The following is a 17,276-nucleotide window of genomic DNA, read 5'->3' as shown; positions in this document are numbered from 1 at the left end:
ACAATAATGGCGACTGAAACACCGCTATCGCGAGCAAGCTCGCTCCCACAGGGGGTATCGGTCAGGCGTTGGTTTTCGGCGCCAACCCATCCGCCCGGAACATCCCGCGAATCCCGCGCACGGCCTGACGAATCCGGTCCTGGTTTTCGATCAGGGCAAAGCGCACGTGATCATCGCCGTACTCGCCGAAGCCAACGCCCGGCGAGACACACACCTTGGCTTCGGCCAGCAGTTTCTTGGCGAACTCCAGCGAGCCCAGGTGCGCATAAGTCTCGGGAATCTTCGCCCAGACGTACATCGAGGCTTTCGGGTTTTCCACCATCCAGCCCAGTTCATGCAGGCCCTTGACCAGCACGTTGCGCCGCTGCCGATACTGCTCGGCGATGTCGCGCACGCATTGCTGGTCGCCTTCAAGCGCAGCGATGGCCGCCACTTGCAGCGGGGTGAAGGTGCCGTAGTCGTGGTAGCTCTTGATCCGCGCCAGGGCGTTGACCAGTTCCGGGTTGCCGACCATGAAGCCAATGCGCCAGCCGGCCATGTTGTAGCTCTTGGACAGGGTGAAAAACTCCACCGCAATGTCCTTGGCGCCGGGCACTTGCATGATCGACGGGGCTTTCCAGCCGTCGTAGACGATGTCGGCGTAGGCCAGGTCATGCACCACCAGCACGTCGTACTGCTTGGCGAGGGCGATGACGCGCTCGAAGAAATCCAGCTCCACGCACTGGGCGGTAGGGTTGGACGGGAAACCGAGGATCATCATCTTCGGCTTCGGGATCGAACCGCGAATGGCCCGCTCCAGTTCCGCGAAGAAGTCCACGCCCGGCACCAGCGGCACCGACCGCACCTGGGCGCCGGCAATCACGGCACCGTAGATGTGAATCGGGTAGCTCGGGTTCGGCACCAGCACGGTGTCGCCCTGGTCGAGGGTGGCCAGCATCAAGTGCGCCAGGCCTTCCTTGGAACCGATGGTGACGATGGCTTCGCTTTCCGGGTCGATGTCGACCGCGTAACGATCCTTGTACCAGTTGGAAATCGCCCGGCGCAGGCGCGGAATGCCCTTGGAGGTGGAGTAACCGTGGGTGTCTTCACGCTGAGCGACCTGCACAAGTTTTTCGACGATGTGCGGCGGCGTGGCGCCGTCGGGGTTGCCCATGCTCAAGTCGATGATGTCTTCGCCACGACGACGGGCGGCCATCTTCAGCTCGGCAGTGATGTTGAAAACGTAAGGGGGGAGTCGATCTATGCGCGCAAAGCGGCGCGGCGAACCTTGTTCGGCCATTGTTGCCTCGGATAACGTAAGCGCCCGGAACCGTCCGAGCGACGCTGGTCACTGCGGTGACCTGTGGCGGAATGTAAGGGCAGCTGTGGCAGACTGTCCAGCCTCAATGTAAACAAATTTGTCCGAAGGATAGGGTTCGATGGAATTTACCAGTGGCTTCTTGCTGAGCCTCTCGCTGTGCCTGGATATCGGCGTGGCCAATATCGCGATGATCACCCTGGCCATGCAGCGCGGCTATTTCCAGGGCTTTGCGCTGGGGCTGGGGACCTGCGTCGGCGACCTGATCTACGCGGTACTGGCACTGGCCGGCATGACCGTGTTGCTGCAATACGAAACCGTGCGCTGGGTATTGTGGATCGGTGGCTCGGCGCTGTTGGTGTACTTCGCGGCGAAGATGATCTATTCGGCGATTCACCACGAGTCGCTGCTGGCCGAGACGGCGGAGGTCGGGAACAACTCCCATCGCAAGGAGTTTTTCCGCGGGATTTTCCTGGCCATGTCTTCGCCCAGCGCGATTCTCTGGTTCGCGGCAGTTGGCGGCACCTTGATCGCGCGTTCCGGTGGCGGTGGCCCGCTCAGCTCGGCACTGTTTCTCGGCGGTTTCCTCTGTGCCGGGCTGCTCTGGTCAGCCGGGTTGTGCTTCGCCGCGAGCCATGGCGGCAAGTTGCTGGGGGACAAGCTGCTGCGTTATTCCTACATGGCATCAGCGGCGATCTTCTGCTATTTCGCGGTCTACGTGATCCTATCGGGTTACAACGAGTTCGTTGGTGCCGCTGCCATCGAGCAGTTGCACGCACTGTAATTGGGCGAATCGGGTTTGGCTTCTATACTCCCAGCCGAACCCATTTTTTCGTTTCAGGAGCCGAGCCATGGATGAGCAAACACGCGTCGAAGTGACGGAACCACGCTTTGAGCACGGACACTTCCTGCTGATTGCAGGGCTGGGCGGACGATTTACCCAGCAAACCACCCAGGGCATTCCCAAGCTCTGGGAAAAACTCGAGCCCCACATTGGGAACATTCCGGGCCAAAAAGGCGAAGTCACCTACGGTGTCTGCTGCAATTTCGACGGCAAGGGCGGCTTCGATTACATCGCTGGCGTCGAGATCAGCAAGCTCGACGACTTGCCGGAAACCTACCGTTGGGTAGAGGTTCAGCCTCAGCTGTACGCGGTGTTCGAGCACAAAGGGTCGCTGGATACCTTGCCGCAACTGTTTCAGTACATCTTCGGCACCTGGCAGCCGCAGTCGGGGCATGAGGTGTTGGATGCACCGGAGCTGGAACGATACAGCGAAGACTTCAACCCGAAGCTCAACACCGGCAAGCTGGAGATCTGGATACCGATCAAAGCGTGAGAGGTGTGTCGGGAGGCGGATCGGCCGATTCGTCTCTCGATGTCACACAGCGGCTGATTTATCATCCCCATCTTTTCCCACGCCGATTCCGAGCTGCTATGAACACCGTCATCCGCAACGTCACCCCCGCCGATCTGGACCGCTGCTTTGCCATCGAGACCCTTGCCTACGAAGGTGATGAAGCCGCGACCCGCGAGAAAATCGCCACCCGCATCGCCACCTGGCCCGAGGGGTTTATCGTCGCTGAAGTGGATGGGGCCGTCGCCGGTTTCATCAATTCCGGTGCGGCGTTCCAGGTGGAAATGTCGGATGAGGCGTTCAAGGAGCTGATCGGTCACGACCCGGCCGGACCGCACGTGGTGATCATGTCGGTGGTGGTGCACCCGGATTATCAGGGGCAAGGCCTGGCCAAGCGCCTGATGGGCGAGTTCATCGAGCGTATGCGTGCGATGGGCAAGGTCACCATCAACCTGATGTGCAAGGAACGGCATATTCCGTTGTATGCCGGTTTCGGCTTTGCCTACATCAAGCCCTCGGCGTCCGACCATGGCGGCATGGCGTGGCATGAGATGGTGCTCGAACTCTGATCCGACGTAGATCCCCTGTAGGAGCTGTGTCAGTAATGTCTGCAAAAAACTAACGCGCAGTCAGAACACCAACCCCATCCGCCGTTCATACCCGATCCGGCCCTTGTACGCCTCGCCGCTGTCGACAAAGCCAAACCTGGCGTACAGGGCGATCGCAGCCTCGTTGTCGGCATCCACCGACAACTCCAGCCCCCTGATTTCCGGCCAGGCCAGGCGCGCCGCTTCGGGCAGCGCTTGCAGGCAGGCCTTGCCGTAGCCCTTGCCCTGGGCGCGTTGATCGACTTGCAGGGCGTGCAGCGTGGCGCTGTGCTCATCGGCCCAGGCCGGCAACACCGGCGGGCGCTTGAGCAGCAGGAAAGCGACCGGCACATCTTCGGCCAGCAGGGCGAACCCCTTGACGCCGGGGCCGGGCCTGGACAACAAAGTGTGCAAGGCGCCGTGGATGTCACCCGAGAACCTGATTTGCTCCGGATGCACTTCGATGGCCTCGACCTGTTGGCGCTGCAGCGTGTTCAGGCTTTCATAAGGCACGAGTCGGGCTGTCACTGGAGTGTCCTTTTTCCAACTGAAAATGAGTCTCGGATTCTAGCGAGTCTGGCGTTATGAATTATTTTTATTTCGTCTGTCGATTCGCCGGATCGCTAGACGACTAAGGGTGTCTTCCTATAAAAACCACGGAGAACCACCATGAACTCGCAAACCCAGATCCAGAACCTGATCGAAACCTATCGTCAGGCCATGATGGCCAAGGACGTAGATAAAATCATGACCCTGTATGCCGACGACATCGTCTCCTTCGACGCGGTCAAGGCCTTGCAATTCAAGGGCAAAGAGGCGTACCGCGCGCATTGGGAAGATTGCATGAAAATGTGCCCCGGCCCGCACATTTTCGAGTTCCAGGACATCCGCATCGAGGCGTCCCAGGAGATCGCCTTCGCCCATTGGCTGGCCCATTGCGGCGGCACCAACGACAAGGGCGAAACCCAGGCCTGCTGGATGCGCGGCAGTGCGTGCTATCGCCAGGAAGACGGGTTGTGGCAGATCGTCCATGAGCACTGGTCGGCGCCGTTCGACATGATGAGCGGCACCGTCCTGTTCGATCTGAAACCCTGATCGATGTTATTTGTCGGGGCGTCGCGCCAAATGGCCAATCCACGGCCATAGTTGATCCGTTCGATTCAGGAGACGTTCATGAAGTATTTATGCCTGGTCTACAGCGATGAGCGTCTGCTGCATTCGCTGCCGGAAAGCCCGAAGGACGAGGAGTGCATGGCCTATGCCGAGTCGATCCAGGGCAGCGGCCGGATGGTCGCCGCCGAAGCACTGGAGTCGGTGCAGACCGCCACCACCGTGCGCATGCGCAACGGCAAGATGTCGATCACCGACGGGCCATTCGCTGAAACCAAGGAGCAGTTGGCCGGCTTCTACCTGATCGATGCCAAGGACCTCAACGAAGCCATCCAGGTCGCCGGGAATATTCCGGCGGCCCGGGTCGGCAGTGTCGAAGTGCGCCCCGTTCGGCAGTTGAATCCTTAAGATGCCGGGGCTGCCGGTTCAGGCGCAGGTCGAGCGGGTCTATCGCGAAGACTCGCGGCGCATTCTTGCAACTCTGATTCGCTTGCTGGGGGATTTCGACCTCGCCGAAGAGGCCTTGCACGAGGCGTTTTTCATCGCGGTCGAACGCTGGCAGCGTGATGGTGTGCCGGACAATCCGCGGGCCTGGCTGGTGTCCACCGGGCGCTTCAAGGCCATCGATGCCTTGCGTCGGCGCGCACGTTTTGCCGCGTCGCAGCCCTTGCTGATCGCGCAACTGGAGGCGCTGGAGCAGGCCGACTGGAGTGATGAAGACGTGGAAGACGATCGCCTGCGGCTGATCTTCACTTGCTGCCACCCGGCCCTGGCGGCCGACGCACAAGTGCCGCTGACGCTACGGGAAGTCTGCGACCTGACCACGGAAGAAATCGCCCGGGCCTTTCTCTCGGCCCCGGCCACCATCGCCCAGCGCATCGTGCGCGCCAAGGCGAAGATCCGCGATGCGAAAATCCCCTATCAAGTGCCGACGCTCGCTGAGTTGCCCGAGCGCCTGGACAGCGTATTGCGGGTGATTTACCTGGTGTTCAACGAGGGCTACTCGGCGTCCATCGGGACAGAACTGATCCGCGAGGATTTGACCCGTGAAGCGATCCGTCTCGGCCGGTTGCTGGTGGAACTGCTGCCGGAACCTGAGGTGATGGGGTTGCTGGCGTTGATGCTGCTGCACGAGTCGCGCCGCCCGGCCAGGACCTCGGCGAGCGGAGAGCTGATTGTGCTGGACGAGCAGGACCGTTCGCTGTGGGACGCCGGGTTGATCCGCGAAGGCTGCACGCTGGTCGAGCGGGCATTGACCATGGGACGATTCGGACCCTATTGCCTGCAAGCGGCGATCGCGGCGGTGCACGCCGAAGCACCAACGGCGGGGGAAACCGATTGGCCGCAGATTGTCGGGCTGTATGACGTCCTGCTGCGGGCGGTGCCGTCACCGGTGATCGAGTTGAATCGTGCGGCGGCGATTTCGCAACGCGATGGTCCACTGGCGGGGCTGACGTTGGTCGACGCCATTCTGGAGCGGGGAGAACTGCTCGACTACCACCTGGCGCATTCGGCGCGGGCGCAATTCTGTTGGCAACTGGGCCGCAAACAAGAGGCGCGGGCGGCGTGGGAGCGGGCGCTGGCGTTGACCCGGCAAGAGCCGGAGCGGCGGTTTATCGAAGAGCGGCTCAAGGCGTTGGATTGATGCGGCCGAAGGACCTTCACTCCAGCATCTTGCCCAACAACCAACTCCCCGCCGGCCCCGGCGGATTCAGCCGCGACCACAACGCATCCACTGACACCGTTTTCGGCCAGCCGCGCACCACCAGTTCCTGCAACGTGCCGGGCCCGAACCGCTCGACCAGCCAGCGCGGCAACGGCGCCCAGCCGAATCCGCCCTGGGCCATTTCCAGCAGCATCAGATAACTCGGCGCCGACCAGACGCGGCCCTTCGCCCGACTTTCATAGGGATTGATGATGGTGGCCAGACGCAGCTCGCGGTGTTGCTGCAGAACGTCCCGGTCGACGTGGTCCAGCGTCGCCAGCGGGTGTGTGGGGGACACGAACAAGGCGATTTCCGTGCGCTCGTCCACCGTCGAGCTGACCAGGTCCGGCGGGTAGCTGTCCTGCATTTCGGCGAAGGCAATCTGTGCCCGGCCGCTTTGCACCAGCGACATCAGGTCATCGCATTCGGCGATCAGGCACTCGAGCTCCAGGTCCGGGTAACGCTGCTCGAAGGCACTCAGGGCGGCTTCGAAGCGGTCCGACTGATAGGTATCGGACAGCGCCACCGTCAGCTTCGCTTCCACCCCTTGGGACAGTTGGCTGGCGGCGATTTCCAGGCGACTGGTGGCGGCCAGGATCTCTTCGGCCCGTTGCAGCATGACGTGCCCGGCCGGGGTCAGGCCGGGCTTGCGGCTGCTGCGGTCGAACAGGGTCAGGTTCAGGTCGATTTCCAGGCTGGCCACCGCCGCGCTGATGGTCGACTGACTGCGGCCCAACTTGCGCGCCGCGGCGGAAAACGAGCCTTGGGTCGCGGCTTCGACAAAGGCCAGCAACACTTCGTGAGACGCCATGAACTATCGCCTTGATCGATGGTTATTGGTTATGAAGTATCGATGTGATGACGGATCATGGCAACCACACAGTCACTCAAGGGAGTTCGGCCATGAGCGCCAACAAATCCATTACTGAACGTATTTTTCAAGCCATCGGCTTCGAACTGCTGGCCATCCTGATCTGTACCCCGTTGCTGGCCTGGATCATGAAAAAACCGATGCTGGAAATGGGCATGGTCACCGTCCTCATCGCCGGCCTGGCCCTGGGCTGGAACGTGGTCTTCAACGGTCTGTTCGATCGGGCACTCAAGCGCCTCGCCATCGCGCACAACGCCTGGGTCCGCGTGGTGCATGCGCTGTTGTTCGAAGGTGGACTGGTCGCACTTGGCGTGCCGCTGATCGCCTGGTGGCTGAATGTCAGCCTGTGGCAGGCGTTCCTGCTGGATATCGGTGTGTTGCTGTTCTTCCTGCCGTACACCTACATCTACCACTGGGCGTATGACGTGGTTCGGGAGCGAATGCTGGTGACTCGCGAGGTTTGCTAAGTACCGTTTTTGTGGCGAGGGAACAATTTCCCTCGCCACAAGGATTTCCAACAGCCATCGTTAAGCGTTTTACAAAAACATCCCCCCCGACGCCTCGATCCGCTGGCCATTGATCCACTGACTGCCCGGTGACAGCAGCATCGCAATCGCCGCGCCGATGTCATCGGGCAAACCGGTGCGACCCAGCGCAGTGTTGCTCGTCACCATTTGGTTCACGGCAGCGTTGTCGCGCACGGCGCCGTCGCCAAAGTCGGTTTCGATCGCGCCCGGTGCCAGGATGTTCACCGCGATGTTGCGCGCGCCGAGCTCCTTGGCCTGGTAGCGGGTCAGCACTTCCATCGCGCCCTTCATCGCCGCATAGGCACTGTGCCCCGGCAGGCTGAAACGGGCCAGGCCACTGGAAATGTTGACGATGCGCCCGCCGTCATTGAGCAATGGCAGCAAGGTCTGCGTCAGGAAAAACGGCCCCTTCAAATGGATGTTCACCAGCAGGTCGAACTGTTCGACGGTGGTGTCGACGAAGTTGGCGTGCAGACCGATCCCGGCGTTGTTCACCAGAAAGTCGAAGCGCTCGCGGTCGAAGTAGCTTTGCAGGACCTTTGCCACTTCGTTGCCGAAGGCGCTGAAGTTGTCGCTCCGGGCAACGTCCAGTTGCAGCATGACGGCGCGACCGCCCAGGCTTTCAATTTCGGCCACCAGTGCCTGCGCCTCATCGGCGCGGCTGTTGTAGGTGCCGATGATGTCGATTCCCTGGGCGACCAGATGCAGGGCTGCGTTTTTGCCGAGGCCGCGGCTGGTGCCGGTGATCAGTGCGATTTTACGGTTCATGGGACTTCCTCAAGTGCAGTGGGCGGGTGATGTGAGGAAGTTTATTTATCCGCTGGGTGGTGATAAACAGAGTAAAACCGGAATCACTGGTCGGATAGACCGAACAATAGAAAGGCGGGCTGATGAACAAACTGGAACTGTTGCGCACCTTTGTCCGTGTCAGCGAGATGTCGAGTTTTACCTTGGCCGGAGAAAGCCTGGGCCTGCCTCGATCAACGGTGTCCGAACATGTGCAGGCTCTGGAGGCACTGCTCGGTACCCGCCTGTTGCAACGTACCACGCGCAAGGTCCAGGCGACCCAGGATGGCCTGGCGTTGTATGAGCGCAGCAAGGACCTGCTGTCGCACATGGACGAGATCGAGGGATTGTTTCGCCAGGACGAGGCGTCGCTGGTCGGGCGGATTCGCATCGACCTGCCGAACATTCTCGCTCGTCGAGTGGTGATGCCTCGCTTGCCGGCGTTCATGGCGCAGCATCCGCTGCTGGAGCTGGAAATCAGCAGCACCGACCGCCGGGTCGATCTGCTCGCCGAAGGGTTCGATTGCGTGCTGCGCATCGGCGCCCAACCGGATCAATCGGTGGTGGCGCGACACCTGTGTGATTTCACCATGGTCAACTGCGCCAGCCCGGCGTACTTGGTGCGCCATGGCGTGCCCGAGCGGCTGGAAGACCTGGCGCAGCATCGGCTGGTGCACTACGTCGGTGTACTGGGCGGGCGTTCGGAAGGGTTTGTGTACGTCGACAAGGGGCAGGTGCAGCGACTGCCGATGTCCGGCAGTGTCACGGTCAACAGCACTGATGCCTATGAGGCCGCGTGCCTGGGGGGCTTCGGCCTGATTCAGGCGCCGAGAATGGGGATGCACGCCTACCTGCAAAGCGGAGAACTGGTCGAGGTGTTGCCGCAGTTCAATGCGCCATCCATGGAGGCATCGCTGCTCTATGCACGGCAGCGGCATCTGCCGTTGCGGGTCAGGGCGTTCATGGATTGGTTGGGGGAAGTGGTCCGCTCGGTGGCCTGATACGAGTCCCAGTGGGAGCGGGTAAGCCCACTCTCACTGGGTATTGCGGTGTTTAGAAGAGTTGGGTGAACAACCAGTACAGGCTGCCCGACAGCAGGATCGCCGCCGGCAAGGTCAGCACCCAGGCCATCAGCAGGTTGCGGATGGTCTTCATCTGCAGGCCGCCGCCGTTGGCGACCATGGTCCCGGCCACGCCCGAGGACAACACGTGGGTGGTCGACACCGGCAGGCCGAACATGTCGGCGGCCCCGATGGTCAGCATCGCCACGGTTTCTGCCGAGGCACCTTGGGCGTAGGTCAGGTGGGTCTTGCCGATTTTTTCGCCGACGGTCACCACGATGCGCTTCCAGCCGACCATGGTGCCCAGGCCCAGGGCGATGGCCACGGCGATCTTCACCCATAACGGAATGAACCGCGTGGAGTTGTCGATCTGCTGCTTGAACAGTTGCAGCTTGCCGCTGGTGTCGGCGTCGAAATTGCCGACCTTGTTCTTGTCCATCAGGCGAATGGTTTCGCTGCTCAAATACATGTCGTTACGCACGTTGCCCACGGCCTCGGCCGGGACTTTCGACAGTGAGCCATAACCCTTGACCTGGGCGCCGATGCTGCCGGTCAGCGCCGCCAGCGCCGGCACCAACTGCGGGGTCGCTTCCTTGCTGCGCACGTATTCGGACAGCACCGCGCGTGGGTCGGCGGGGGCCGGTAGCGGTGCCGCCTTGACCAGCGCCTGCTGGGTCACTTCGGCGACCGCCGCGAACTGCAAGGCTTGATCGGCCGGCATGGTGCGGTTCAATGCATACGCCATTGGCAGCGTGCCCACCAGAATCAGCATGATCAGGCCCATGCCTTTCTGACCGTCGTTCGAGCCGTGGGCAAACGACACACCGGTGCAGGTCACGATCAACAAGCCGCGAATCCACCATGGCGGCGGGGTCTCGCCCTTTGGCTCCTTGTACAGCGCACGATTCTTGACGAACGCGCGCAAGGCCAGCAACAGCAGCGCCGCGAAGCCGAAGCCCACCAGTGGCGAGAGCAGCAGCGCGTAACCGATCTTGGTGGCCTGGGCCCAGTCCACACCGCTGGTGCCGTCGCGGCCGTGCATCAGGGCGTTGGCCACGCCGACCCCGATGATCGAACCGATCAGGGTATGTGAAGACGACGCCGGCAGCCCCAGCCACCAGGTGCCGAGGTTCCACAGGATCGCAGCGATCAGCAGGGCGAAGATCATCGCGAAGCCGGCGGACGAACCGACCTGCAGGATCAACTCCACCGGCAACAGGGCGATAATGCCGAACGCCACCGCGCCGCTGGACAGCAGCACCCCGAGGAAGTTGAAGAAACCGGACCAGACCACCGCAACGTTCGGCGGCAGCGAGTTGGTGTAAATCACCGTGGCCACTGCGTTGGCGGTGTCATGGAAGCCGTTGACGAACTCAAAGCCCAGGGCAATCAAAAGTGCCACGCCCAGCAGCAGGAACGGCGTCCAGGTGGTCACCACCGTGCCGAGTTCGTTCATGTCGTGCATCAGGCTGTAAGCGGTAAACAACAAACCGATGGCCAGCACGGCGAAAAACACCACGATGGTGAGCAGGCCGGGTTTTTTGTCGAATTGCGGTTTGGCGCTACTGGTGGGCGCCGAGGCGGCGGTGAAGGAGGGCGTAGCCATCACTGACATTCCTGAGGAGGGAGGTGTATCAGTGATAATCGTTGCCAATTGTTACAGCGAGACTGCTCTGGGTCAGTGTTTGGGTTTTTTGCAGGGCCGGTGATCTGAAGTCACCTGTCTGTGGAAGTGAACCCAGGCTCCCACAGGGACTACAGGTGTATTCAATAATCCTGCTGCTTGCGAAACGCCCAGCGTCCGGCAATCACGGTAAAGGTCGCGACCAGCGCCACCAGGATCCAGAACCCCTCCGGATCACCGGCCAGCGGAATGCCGCCGACGTTCATGCCGAAGAAACCGGCGATGATGTTGATCGGCAGCGCCAGCACTGTCACCACCGTCAGGGTGAACAGCGTGCGGTTGGTCTGTTCGTTGATGTTGGCGGCGATCTCTTCCTGCAACAGCTTGATCCGCTCACCCAGTGCCGTGAGGTCGTTGATGATCAGCGCGAACTCCTCGGTGGATTTGCGCAGCTCCTTCACGTCCTCCTTTTGCAGCCATTGCGGTGGCCGGTTGAGCAGGCGCAGCAACGAGCCCGGTTCCAGCGCCAGCAGCCGTTGCAATCGCACCAGTACCCGGCGATTGGCGCCCAGTTCGGCGCGGTTGGTCGACAGGCGTGAGGACAGCAATTGGTCTTCGATCTGATCCACGCTCTGGCTGGTCTTGCGCACGATCTGGGTCAGCACTTCACCCTGGTCACGCAGCAGATGCACCAACAACTCCAGCGGGGAGCGAAAGCACTCCCGGGCCTTCACCGACGAGCGCAACTTGTCCACCGAGTGCAGCGGTTGCAGGCGGGCGCTGATGATCAATTGGCTGCGGGCGCACACCCACAGTGTCGAGACATCCGACGAGACCATGTTGCTGAGGTTGAACACCACGTCGTTGACCACTGCCAACAACGCGGAGTCGACATGTTCGATACGCGTCGAACGCGAGCCTTCGTGCAGCGCCTCGAAAAATTCCTCCGGCAATTCCAGATGGCTTTTCATCCAGCGCTCGCACGCGGCATGGGCGAGGTTCAGGTGCAGCCAGAGAAATTGCTCGTCGCTCTCCGGTTGTTGCAGGTACTGCAAGGCCTCGGCGGAATTGATTTCCCGACCGGCCTCACCGGGGCGAAAACTGAAACCGTAAAGCAGGCCGAACAGATCCGTGTCGCGATGGCTTTGATCGATGCTGTGGTTCATGAGGACTCGCAAGGGGAGGCGCCTGTCACGTGTTTTACAGGTTCACTTGAGCGGCATCATCGCAAGCGGGGATGACGTTTTTGTGACAGGAAAATAACGCAAACAATTGTTCTACCGGCGGTCGGGATTTTCTCAAGAACCGCTCTGGCCAGCCGATCACGCTTGGGTTAAGTTGCGCGCCGCAGGCCTCGGCCGGGACCGCAGACAGGGATGTCCGGACACTTTTCACGCCTTAACAGGCGTGCCTCATTCCTGTCATGAGTAACCTCCGATGCTTTTGCAAAAGTCCCTGAGAGCACAAATTCTCGCCCTGCTGAGCGGCAGCCTGCTGGCGATGCTGTTGATCGCCCTGGCGTGCTTTCACTTCCTGTCCAGCGGCGTGCAGAACTACGCCAATCTGATCGAAGGCCCGCTGCACACCTCGCAATTGATTGATGAAGCCAACCTGCAATTCAAGGTGCAGGTGCAAGAGTGGAAAAACGTCCTGCTGCGCGGCAAGCAACCGGCGGACCTGAGCAAGTACTGGGGGCAATTCGAGGAGCGTCAGCGCGATGTGCAAAACATCCTTGGCGAACTGGCCGCGCGGAAGGGCATCGAGCCGCAACTCAAGAGCCGCATCGAGCGCTTGCGTGACGAACATCGCCAGTTGGGCACGGCCTATCAGAAGGGCCGGGACGCGTTCGTGGCCGCCGGTGGTGATCCGACGGCGGGCGACGCGGCGGTCAAGGGCGTGGACCGCGCGGCCAGCGATCAGATGAGTGAACTGGTCAGCGAGCTACGCAAGCAGGGTGCCGAGCAATCGACACTGATCAGTGCCAGTGCCGATCGCACGGTGATTCTGGGGATCATTGTGATGCTGGTTTCGGGGGGGCTGATCGGCCTGCTGAGCCTGTGGCTGGTCAACCGCAACCTGGTCGAGCCGATCCGCAAACTGATCGAGTACGTGGCGCAACTCAGCCAGGGGCGTATTGCCGAGCGCGTGGCCAGCACCCGTCAGGACGAGTTGGGCAAACTGGCGATGGCCGCCAACACCCTGCGCGATTTTCTCGCCGAAACCTTCAGCCGTTTGCAGCGCAGTGCGTCGGACCTGGACAGCGCCAGCGGTGAGTTGAACTCGATCGCCACCGTGATGGCCGGCGGTACCAACGAGCAGTTCAACCGCACCGATCAGGTGGCCACTGCGATGAACGAAATGTCCGCTACGGCACAGGAAGTCGCCCGTCATGCCGCCGAAGCGGCGCGGGCCGCCGACGATGCCGACCAGTCCGCCCAGCAGGGCGAAAAAGTCATGCAGGGCACCATCCATACCATCACCCAGATGCGCGGCGAAATCGCCAACACCGCCACGGTCATCCGCCAACTGGAAACCGACAGCGGGCGTATCGGCAAGGTCCTGGAAGTGATTCGCGGCATCGCCGAACAGACCAACCTGCTGGCGCTCAACGCGGCCATCGAAGCAGCCCGCGCCGGTGAAGCCGGACGCGGTTTCGCGGTGGTGGCCGATGAAGTGCGCAGCCTGGCCCAGCGCACGGCGGCGTCGATCATCGAGATCAACCAGATCATCCAGACCGTGCAGACCGGTGCAATCGAAGCGGCCCAGGCGATTGAAAGCGGTCAGTCGCGCAGTGAGCAAAGCGTGCAGCAAGTGACCGAGGCCGGCGCCATGCTCGAACGCATCACCCTGGCCGTGGAAGCCATCCGCGACATGAACCGCCAGATCGCCACTGCCGCCGAAGAGCAGACCTCGGTGGCCGAAGACATCTCGCGCAACCTCACCGAGATCACCAGCATCGCCAGCACCAACCTGGACAATGTGCAGCGCACCGAAGCGGCCAGCATCAATCTGCACGGCTTGTCGGGGCAGTTGAACGAGGTGACGGCGCGCCTGAGCGCTTGAATCCCGAAAACGCAAAAGCCGCACGATGTTCCCATCGTGCGGCTTTTGTCTGTTTGAGGATTACTTGTCCTGTTTGTTTTCCAGGACCTTGCCGTTGGAGGCATCGATCTCCACATCCCACTCGACGTTCTTGGCGTCACGTAGCTCGATCTCGTACTCGTAACCGTTGAAGTGGTTGTCCAGTTCGGTCTTGGTGATCGTTGCACCCGGGTGCAGGTCCAGCGCGATCTTGTTCAGGTCTTCCAACGGCTTGATCTTGCCGTCCTTGACCAGTTGCGGGATCTGATCGACCCGCACATCGGCCTGGGCCAGGCCGGCGGTGAGGGTCAGGGTTGCAGTGGTAAACAAAGCAGTCAGGGTCTTCATGGGCTTCTTTCCTTGGGTGATCCGTTCAAGTGAGATCAGGTTACCTTGTGTAACTTAACCCACCCTTAAAACCCTCGACATGTCCTGCATCAATCCCTGTGGGAGCGAGCCTGCTCGCGATGCAGGCACCTCGGTGTCATGCCAGACAGGGCTCAATAGCCGTTGTTCTTCAACACTTGATCGACACTCGTCGGCGCCGGGCGTTTATAGAACTTCAGCAACTCACTGGCGCGATTGGTGAAGATGCCGTCGACACCGGCGTCCATGACTTTCCGGTAGTCCACCGCATCGTCGATGGTGTAGACGTGCACCAGCAGGCCCTGGTCGTGGGTGTACCGGTTCATCCAGGGTTGCACCAGATCCGAGTAGCTCTGGTCGCCACCCTGGGTCAGTGCGGCGGACGGGCCGGTGCCGATGGCGCCCTGGGCCTTGGCGTAGTCGACCCAGTGCTGGAATTCGGCTTTGTCTTTCGGCTCCTGTGCGGCGTAGTACGCGGCCTTGTCCTTGGCGCCGGACTCGGCAAATGTCACCTTGGACTTGGGCTCGATACTGCCTTCACCGACCCACAACAGCAGGATCTTCGGCACCATCGGCATCTCCTTTTGCAGCAATTCGAGGCTGCTCTTCTCGAAGGTCTGCAGGACCACCTTGCCTTTGCCCTGGCCGACTCCCAGCTCGCTTTTTGCCAGCTTCGAAGCGGTCGGGCTCAGCCAGCCCCGGTCCTGAAGTTTTTCCTTGAGGTCGTGCTCGATGCCGGGAAACTGCTTGGGCTCCTTGGTTTCGATGTACAGGCCGGGCTTGTGCAGGCTGTTGCCCTCGGCGATGTCGATGATTTCATCAAGGGTCAGAATCTTCAGGCCGGCGAAGGCCGGACGTGCGCGATCCGGGTACGCGGCATTGAACCAGCTGCCCGCGTCCAGGGTTTTCAGTTCGGCCATGGTGAACGCATTGGCCGGGCTGTCCTTGCGCTCGGGGAATTTTGTCGCGACGTCGGTGGTGCGTTGCAGGTTGTTGTCGTGCAGGGCAAACAACACGCCATCCTTGCTGCGCTGCAGATCCAGTTCCAGGTAGTCGACGCCCAGGTCGCGGGCCGTCTTGTAGGCGGCTGCGGTAGATTCCGGCGCATCGAACGACGCGCCACGGTGGGCAATCACCGCTGGATGCGGAATGCCCAAGCGGGTCGCCAGTGCCGAGGGGGCAGGTTCGCTGGCGGCCTGTGCGTGACCGAGGCCGAGCAACAGGCTCAGTAACAGGGCGCTTTTGGTAAAGGTTGCGGGCATGGTCGAGATCCTTTCGCAATAAGTGAGCGGTCCCTTTTAACAATTCATCTTTGCAGGCGCTATCGCGAGACCGACACAAACCTGTCTAAAGCTGATTTTCGTCAGCGCTTTTGTGCGCCCGTTTGCAGTACGCTGGGGCCCTGCAATTTCCCCGGTAGAGGGAAACTCAGACCCTGCGTGCAAACCAACGATCACCATTGCGGGGTTTACCATGCGCATCACTTCCCAGCTCATCTGCCTGGCTGCTGACCAACTCAAAGGCTTCGTCGGCCTCAACCGCAAGACCGGGCACTACATCGTGCGCTTCAGCGAAGACTCGTTCGGCATGGACGTGGCGGACGACGGCATCATTCCGACCAGCGAATTCGTCTGGGCCGCGGGGCCTGAGCAGACCATGATGCTAAAGCGTGAATTGATTCAGTTGCTGCTGGACCAGAACATCGATGACCGGATCAACATCACCGAACCGTTGCGGGTGTACATGAACCGGCGGGAAGTGCCGGAGATTTCGGCGGTTCGCAGTTTGGTTCAGGGGTGAGTTTTTGCGCCGACTTGACTGGCCTCTTCGCGGGCTTGCCCGCGAAGACGTCCTCAAGAACACCGCATCCTTTACAGACTGAACCCGTAAGCCCGCTCAACCCTGCATACCCGCGTATGACACCGCGCATACCAGGTCGAGCGCCCACGCTCGCGAATCTCTGTGTGCTCCGGATGATGCTTCCACGCCAGAATCGCCGCTTCACTGGCCCAGTACGACACCGTAATCCCAAGCCCATCCTCGCCCCGCGCCGACTCCACACCAAGAAACCCCGGCTGTTCACGGGCCAGTTCCAGCATCCGTGCAGCCGCTTCGGCGTAACCCTGGTCACCCTCGGTGCGCAGTGAGGTGAAGATCACCGCGTAATAAGGCGCAGCTGGCGTATCGGCGATCATGACGAGCGCCCCGCACAGGCTTCGACAAAGGCCCCAACCAGCGGCGGCAAGACGCCCTTGAGCGCCGCCCGCTCGGGCTGGAACAAGGTCGCGACAAAGAACGGATGACCGCTGAGTTCGATCGCCCGCAGTCCGTGTTCCGAATCGTGGCCGACGGCATGTAGTTCGCGCTTGAGCAACTCCCCTTCGAACTGTGGATTCACCCCATAGCGACAGCGATAGCCTTCACGAATTTCGGAAGTTTCGTACGCCTCGGATATCAACGAACCTTCACACAGGTGAATCGTATCGACCGCTTCCACCAGCGCGCACGACAGCGGCGTCAGCAGCGCCCGTGCTGCATCGGGATTTGTCTCGCCATGTTCGGCATCTGACCAGCCCAGCACGTTGCGCGCATATTCCAGCACCGCGTGTTGAAAACCGCCGCAGGTGCCGAGGAAAGGTCGCCGTTGTTCGCGGGCAAAACGGATCGCTTTTAATGCGCCGTCCGTGCTGCGGTAAGGGCTGGCCGGCACACACCAGAACCCGTCGAATGTGTGCAGCGGTGTCTCGACGTGGATTTCATCGGTGGCCAGCCATTGCCATTGCACGTTCAGGCCACTGTGTTCGGCGGCTTTTTCCAGGGCGACAGGAATGGCCTGGTGGGCGGTGACTTGCGGGTCGTAGTCGCCGATCAGGGCGATGCGAATCGGGCGGGTTTCCATGTGGGGC

Annotated in this window: 20 protein-coding genes; 10 read left to right on the top strand and 10 right to left on the bottom strand. The window is 61.2% G+C overall.

Features of this window, described 5'->3' with window-relative positions; all coding sequences use genetic code 11:
* Positions 1–61: 61 nt before the first annotated feature.
* Complete coding sequence (gene alaC, locus AABM52_RS24125) at positions 62–1,279, bottom strand: alanine transaminase (protein WP_347908505.1); 1,218 nt, start codon at positions 1,277–1,279, stop codon at positions 62–64.
* Positions 1,280–1,418: 139 nt separating this feature from the next.
* Between alaC and AABM52_RS24120 the strand changes: the two genes are divergently transcribed.
* The 3 genes from AABM52_RS24120 to AABM52_RS24110 all read left to right on the top strand — a co-directional run bounded on the left by AABM52_RS24120 (position 1,419) and on the right by AABM52_RS24110 (position 3,221).
* Positions 1,419–2,081, top strand: coding sequence for a LysE family translocator (locus tag AABM52_RS24120; RefSeq protein WP_347908503.1), 663 nt, complete (start codon positions 1,419–1,421; stop codon positions 2,079–2,081).
* 67 nt (positions 2,082–2,148) lie between these two features.
* Positions 2,149–2,634 (top strand): GyrI-like domain-containing protein, encoded by a 486-nt coding sequence (locus AABM52_RS24115; RefSeq protein ID WP_347908500.1) that lies wholly within the window; start codon positions 2,149–2,151, stop codon positions 2,632–2,634.
* 98 nt (positions 2,635–2,732) lie between these two features.
* A complete protein-coding gene (locus AABM52_RS24110) occupies positions 2,733–3,221 on the top strand; it encodes an N-acetyltransferase (protein ID WP_347908499.1) in 489 nt (162 codons plus the stop codon).
* A gap of 60 nt (positions 3,222–3,281) precedes the next feature.
* Here AABM52_RS24110 and AABM52_RS24105 read toward each other — a convergent pair whose 3' ends face one another.
* Positions 3,282–3,767 carry a GNAT family N-acetyltransferase gene (locus AABM52_RS24105; protein ID WP_347908497.1) on the bottom strand — a complete coding sequence of 162 codons (486 nt, stop codon included), beginning with the start codon at positions 3,765–3,767 and terminating at the stop codon, positions 3,282–3,284.
* 141 nt (positions 3,768–3,908) lie between these two features.
* Here AABM52_RS24105 and AABM52_RS24100 point away from each other — a divergent pair, with 141 nt between their 5' ends.
* The 3 genes from AABM52_RS24100 to AABM52_RS24090 all read left to right on the top strand — a co-directional run bounded on the left by AABM52_RS24100 (position 3,909) and on the right by AABM52_RS24090 (position 5,994).
* Positions 3,909–4,334, top strand: coding sequence for an SgcJ/EcaC family oxidoreductase (locus tag AABM52_RS24100; RefSeq protein ID WP_347908495.1), 426 nt, complete (start codon positions 3,909–3,911; stop codon positions 4,332–4,334).
* 78 nt (positions 4,335–4,412) lie between these two features.
* Positions 4,413–4,757, top strand: a complete 345-nt coding sequence (locus tag AABM52_RS24095) for a YciI family protein (protein ID WP_057713581.1) — start codon at positions 4,413–4,415, stop codon at positions 4,755–4,757.
* Position 4,758: 1 nt separating this feature from the next.
* Positions 4,759–5,994 carry an RNA polymerase sigma factor gene (locus tag AABM52_RS24090; RefSeq protein ID WP_347908493.1) on the top strand — a complete coding sequence of 412 codons (1,236 nt, stop codon included), beginning with the start codon at positions 4,759–4,761 and terminating at the stop codon, positions 5,992–5,994.
* Between the two features lie 16 nt (positions 5,995–6,010).
* Here the strand turns inward: AABM52_RS24090 and AABM52_RS24085 are convergent, their stop codons facing one another.
* The gene (locus AABM52_RS24085; protein WP_347908490.1) at positions 6,011–6,865 is read right to left on the bottom strand and encodes a LysR family transcriptional regulator; all 855 of its coding nucleotides are present in this window, start codon (positions 6,863–6,865) and stop codon (positions 6,011–6,013) included.
* 92 nt (positions 6,866–6,957) lie between these two features.
* Between AABM52_RS24085 and AABM52_RS24080 the strand changes: the two genes are divergently transcribed.
* Entirely contained in the window at positions 6,958–7,392 is a 435-nt protein-coding gene (locus AABM52_RS24080) for a multidrug/biocide efflux PACE transporter (protein ID WP_347908488.1), read from the top strand.
* A 69-nt stretch (positions 7,393–7,461) separates the two neighbouring features.
* Here the strand turns inward: AABM52_RS24080 and AABM52_RS24075 are convergent, their stop codons facing one another.
* Positions 7,462–8,220: an SDR family oxidoreductase gene (locus tag AABM52_RS24075; RefSeq protein WP_347908485.1), complete on the bottom strand. Its 759-nt coding sequence runs from the start codon at positions 8,218–8,220 to the stop codon at positions 7,462–7,464.
* Positions 8,221–8,342: 122 nt separating this feature from the next.
* Here AABM52_RS24075 and AABM52_RS24070 point away from each other — a divergent pair, with 122 nt between their 5' ends.
* Positions 8,343–9,239 (top strand): LysR family transcriptional regulator, encoded by an 897-nt coding sequence (locus AABM52_RS24070; RefSeq protein ID WP_347908482.1) that lies wholly within the window; start codon positions 8,343–8,345, stop codon positions 9,237–9,239.
* 52 nt (positions 9,240–9,291) lie between these two features.
* On the opposite strand, the gene AABM52_RS24065 is transcribed toward AABM52_RS24070, so the two are convergent.
* Positions 9,292–10,905 (bottom strand): inorganic phosphate transporter, encoded by a 1,614-nt coding sequence (locus AABM52_RS24065; protein WP_347908479.1) that lies wholly within the window; start codon positions 10,903–10,905, stop codon positions 9,292–9,294.
* Between the two features lie 161 nt (positions 10,906–11,066).
* Positions 11,067–12,089 (bottom strand): transporter, encoded by a 1,023-nt coding sequence (locus AABM52_RS24060; protein ID WP_347908477.1) that lies wholly within the window; start codon positions 12,087–12,089, stop codon positions 11,067–11,069.
* 271 nt (positions 12,090–12,360) lie between these two features.
* On the opposite strand from AABM52_RS24060, the gene AABM52_RS24055 reads away from it, so the two are divergent.
* Entirely contained in the window at positions 12,361–13,986 is a 1,626-nt protein-coding gene (locus AABM52_RS24055; protein WP_347908475.1) for a methyl-accepting chemotaxis protein, read from the top strand.
* 60 nt (positions 13,987–14,046) lie between these two features.
* Here the strand turns inward: AABM52_RS24055 and AABM52_RS24050 are convergent, their stop codons facing one another.
* Both AABM52_RS24050 and AABM52_RS24045 read right to left on the bottom strand, forming a co-directional pair.
* A complete protein-coding gene (locus tag AABM52_RS24050) occupies positions 14,047–14,352 on the bottom strand; it encodes a PepSY domain-containing protein (RefSeq protein ID WP_347908472.1) in 306 nt (101 codons plus the stop codon).
* Between the two features lie 152 nt (positions 14,353–14,504).
* Positions 14,505–15,632 carry a glycerophosphodiester phosphodiesterase gene (locus AABM52_RS24045; protein ID WP_347908469.1) on the bottom strand — a complete coding sequence of 376 codons (1,128 nt, stop codon included), beginning with the start codon at positions 15,630–15,632 and terminating at the stop codon, positions 14,505–14,507.
* A gap of 211 nt (positions 15,633–15,843) precedes the next feature.
* Between AABM52_RS24045 and AABM52_RS24040 the strand changes: the two genes are divergently transcribed.
* Entirely contained in the window at positions 15,844–16,170 is a 327-nt protein-coding gene (locus AABM52_RS24040; protein WP_347908466.1) for a DUF2025 family protein, read from the top strand.
* A 71-nt stretch (positions 16,171–16,241) separates the two neighbouring features.
* Here the strand turns inward: AABM52_RS24040 and AABM52_RS24035 are convergent, their stop codons facing one another.
* Positions 16,242–16,565, bottom strand: coding sequence for an antibiotic biosynthesis monooxygenase (locus AABM52_RS24035; RefSeq protein WP_347908464.1), 324 nt, complete (start codon positions 16,563–16,565; stop codon positions 16,242–16,244).
* Positions 16,562–17,269 (bottom strand): CTP synthase, encoded by a 708-nt coding sequence (locus AABM52_RS24030; RefSeq protein ID WP_347908463.1) that lies wholly within the window; start codon positions 17,267–17,269, stop codon positions 16,562–16,564. The genes AABM52_RS24035 and AABM52_RS24030 overlap by 4 nt, the downstream gene beginning before the upstream one ends.
* Between the last annotated feature and the right edge of the window lie 7 nt (positions 17,270–17,276).

This window comes from Pseudomonas grandcourensis, from assembly GCF_039909015.1.
Classification (GTDB): domain Bacteria; phylum Pseudomonadota; class Gammaproteobacteria; order Pseudomonadales; family Pseudomonadaceae; genus Aquipseudomonas; species Aquipseudomonas grandcourensis.
This window is presented reverse-complemented; position numbering and strand designations above follow the sequence as displayed.